Below are 3,386 nucleotides of genomic sequence, written 5' to 3'. Positions count from 1 at the left end.
CGAGCCGGGGCCCGCGGCGCAGCCCGCGCCGAGCCTCGCGGCGCCCGTGGTGCCGCTCGTACCGCCTCCGCGGCCGACGGTGCCGGCGGATGCCGAGGCGCCGGCCGCGCAGGGCTCCGTACCCTCCGCGCCGGGCAGGACTCCCGCTCCGCCGACGCCCTCCCCCTCGAAGCCCCAGGCACCTGCGCCGGCTCCGCCCGCCTCCCCGGCGCCGAAGCCTTCGGCGAAGCCCTCGCCGGCGCCGACTCCGGCCAAGCCGTCGCCGTCCCCGTCGCCGTCCGTGCCCAAGCCCCAGGGGTTCCGGCTGGCGGGACTCGGACACGCGGCGTTCGGCGACCACAGCGGTCCCGAGCTGCGGACGGGGCGCAGCAGCTGGGTGTGGCAGCGGTGGGGGCTGCGGATCGCGGACCGGCGCTTCGCGCAGGGGATCACCGTGAACTCCCGCTCCTCGGTGGAGATCGACCTCAACCGGCAGTGCACGGCGTTCTCGGCGCGGGCCGGAGTGGACGACCTGTCGCTGTTCACCGACGGCACGGTGCTGTTCTCCGTGTACGCCGACGGCCGGCGGCTGTGGCGGTCGGACGCGCTGGGGTTCGGGGATCCCGCCGCCACCGTCGACGTCTCCCTGGCCGGGCACAAGACGCTGCGGCTGATGGTGGAGCAGGCCGGGCAGGGCAGTCTGCCGACCCTGGCGAGCTGGGCCGACGCGGTGATCAGCTGCCGGTGACCGCGGTGGCCCCAGCGGCGTCCGTGGGGTCCGCGGCTTCCTTCCCGACGAGGGTCGCCACCTCGGACGGGGAGAGCTCCGCGCCCGCCGCCGCCTCCGCCGCGTAGCGGTCGGCGCCCAGTACCGCGCGGGCCTCCTGCGGCAGTCCGGCGACGGCGGCCTGTTCCGGGACCGAGCGCGGGTGACCCGCGCGCCAGGCGGTGGCCGCCGCCAGCACCCGTACGGCCTCTGCGGTGCGCCCGGCGGCGGCCAGCAGCACGGCCGCGTTGTCGGTGAGCGAGGCCATGACGCGCTCCGCGCAGTGCGCGGCGACGGCGGCGGCCAGCGCCGGTGCCAGCTTGGCGAGGCCCGCCCGCGGGCCTCGGGCGCGGGCGGTGAGCATGGCGTCGATGTTGTCGAGTCCGGCCGCGAGCTGCGGGGGCCCCGTGATCCTCGCCGCGGCCGCGCGGGCGAGTTCGCACTCGGTACGGGCCCGCCCGAGGTCCCCGCGGATGAGGGCGAGGAGCGCCGCGAGCATGCCGCTGTAGGCCTGGACGTCGTACACCCCGCCGTAGCGATCGACTTCGAGGGCGACCTCCGCCAGCAGCTGTTCGGCCTCGTCGAAGTCGCCTGAGCACAGGGCGGCCTCGGCGATCCTGGCGATGGCGAAGGGCGCCTCGGTGTGGGCCCCGACCTCGCGGGCGAGGCGCAGGCACTCCTCGTACTCGGCGCGGGCCCAGTCGTACCGGCCCCGGGACAGCGCGACCTCGCCGGCGGCGCTCGCCACCTGGGCACGGGTCCAGCGGTCGCCGACGCGGTGGGCGATCTCGTGCAGTTCGGCGAGGTCGCCGTCGACGGCCGGGAGGCCGCCGATGAGGTCGATGGTGATGTGGGTGCGGAGCATGAGGGCCGCCCCCAGTTCCCAGTCGCCTCCGTGGCGACGGCAGTTACGGACCGTCTCGTCGAGCCCGTCGCGCACGGCGAGGGGGTCGCCGCCGGTCAGGAAGGTGGTCATCGGCCAGAGCATGCCGGGGAAGCGGGCGCTCTCGCGGCCGCCTTCCCGGAAGACCCGTTGGAGGTGTGCGGCGAGGGTGATGTTCTGCGGGGTCCGGAACTCGTCGGGCGCGTGGCCCTCGGCGAGCAGCAGGGCGAGCAGCATCTGCGTACGCATGAAGCGCCAGTACTCGGGGGTGCCCTCGGCGGGCTCGGCGGTGTGCGCATCCACGGCCCGCGTCGCCCACTCCGCGCCCTCGGTGCGGTAGCCGCGCAGCCACCAGAACCAGCCGAGGGCGAGGACGAGGCGCTGGCCGGTTTCGGCGGTGCCGGCGGGGCCGGTGGCGTGGAGGAGGGCGGCGCGGAGGTTGTCGAGTTCGGTCTCGACGCGCCGGATCCAGGGCAGTTGGGCGGCGCCGCGCAGGAGGGGCTCGGCCTCCTCGGCGAGGGCCAGGAAGTGGGCGGCGTGGCGATCGGCGGCGGCGCCGAGGTCGGCGGGGTGGGCGGCCGCGCGTTCGGCGGCGTACTCGTGGATGGTCTCCAGCAGGCGGTAGCGCATGCCGGTCTCGTCGGCGGGATCGGGGGCGGCGGTGACGAGGGACTTGTCGACGAGGGAGCCGAGGACGTCGGCGACACCGGCGGTGTCCAGGGCGTCGTCCGCGCAGACGGCTTCGGCCGCGGCGAGACCGCAGCCGCCGGCGAAGACCGAGAGGTGGCGCAGGACGGTGCGCTCCCGGTCGTCGAGGAGGTCCCAGGACCAGTCGACGACGGCGCGCAGGGTCTGCTGGCGGGGCAGTACGGTACGGGCGCCGCTGGTCAGGAGCCTGAACCGGTCGTCGAGGCGGTCGGCGATCTGGCGCGGGGTGAGCAGGTTCAGGCGGGCGGCGGCCAGCTCGATGGCGAGGGGGAGCCCGTCGAGGCGGGCGCAGATCTCGGCGACGGCCGCCGGGTCGTCGGCGGGGGTGAAACCGGGGCGGACGGCGGCGGCGCGGTCGGCGAAGAGGCGGTGCGCGCGGTCGGCGGGCAGGGGGTCGAGGGGGCGGACGGTTTCGCCGGGTACGCCGAGGGGTTCGCGGCTGGTGGCCAGGATCCGGACGCCGGGGCAGTGGGTGAGGAGGTGCTCGGCGAGTTCGGCGACGGCGCCGATGACGTGCTCGCAGTTGTCGAGGACGAGGAGCATACGGCGGTTCGCGCAGTGCTCGACGAGTTGGGCGGCGGGGTCGTCGGCGGCGGCCTTCTCGCGGGCCACGAGGGTGCTCTCGCGCAGGCCGAGGGCGCTGAGGACGGCGCCGGGGACGGCTGCGGGGTGGTCGAGGCGGGCGAGTTCGACGAGCCAGCCGGGTTCGGGGTCCGCGGCGGCCGCGTGCTCGGCGAGCCGGGTCTTCCCGGAGCCGCCGGGCCCGGTGAGCGTGACGAGCCGCAGCCGCGCCAGATCGCCGCGCAGCCGCGCGAGCTCGGGCTCCCGTCCGACGAAGGAGGTGAGCCGGGGCCGGAGGTTCCCGCTCGGACGGGCGGGCGGGGCGGGCGGGCCGGGATCGGCGGCGGGAGCCGGCCGGTGCGTCCGCGGCTCGTGGGGCGCCGTCGCCGCGGTGGCGGGAGGCGCCGGGTTCCCGCGGAGGGCGGGATGTGCCGCCTGGGACAGGGGGTCGGGCTGGAGGAGTTCCGCGTGGAGGGCCGCGAGTTCGGG

Annotated in this window: 2 protein-coding genes and 1 pseudogene; 1 reads left to right on the top strand and 2 read right to left on the bottom strand. The window is 76.8% G+C overall.

All coding sequences use genetic code 11. From position 1 onward, the window contains the following. Positions 1 to 288 (bottom strand): annotated as a pseudogene (locus tag ACS04_RS39275) (hypothetical protein); the annotation flags it as partial. On the opposite strand from ACS04_RS39275, the gene ACS04_RS39270 reads away from it, so the two are divergent. After that, complete coding sequence (locus tag ACS04_RS39270; RefSeq protein ID WP_245236387.1) at positions 281 to 727, top strand: NPCBM/NEW2 domain-containing protein; 447 nt, start codon at positions 281 to 283, stop codon at positions 725 to 727. The pseudogene ACS04_RS39275 and the gene ACS04_RS39270 overlap by 8 nt on opposite strands. Here the strand turns inward: ACS04_RS39270 and ACS04_RS13950 are convergent. After that, on the bottom strand, positions 714 to 3,386 hold a 2,673-nt coding region (locus ACS04_RS13950; RefSeq protein WP_048476899.1), incomplete at its 5' end, for an ATP-binding protein. The genes ACS04_RS39270 and ACS04_RS13950 overlap by 14 nt on opposite strands.

This window comes from Streptomyces roseus (genome assembly GCF_001044425.1).
GTDB classification, from domain to species: domain Bacteria; phylum Actinomycetota; class Actinomycetes; order Streptomycetales; family Streptomycetaceae; genus Streptomyces; species Streptomyces roseus.
This window is presented reverse-complemented; position numbering and strand designations above follow the sequence as displayed.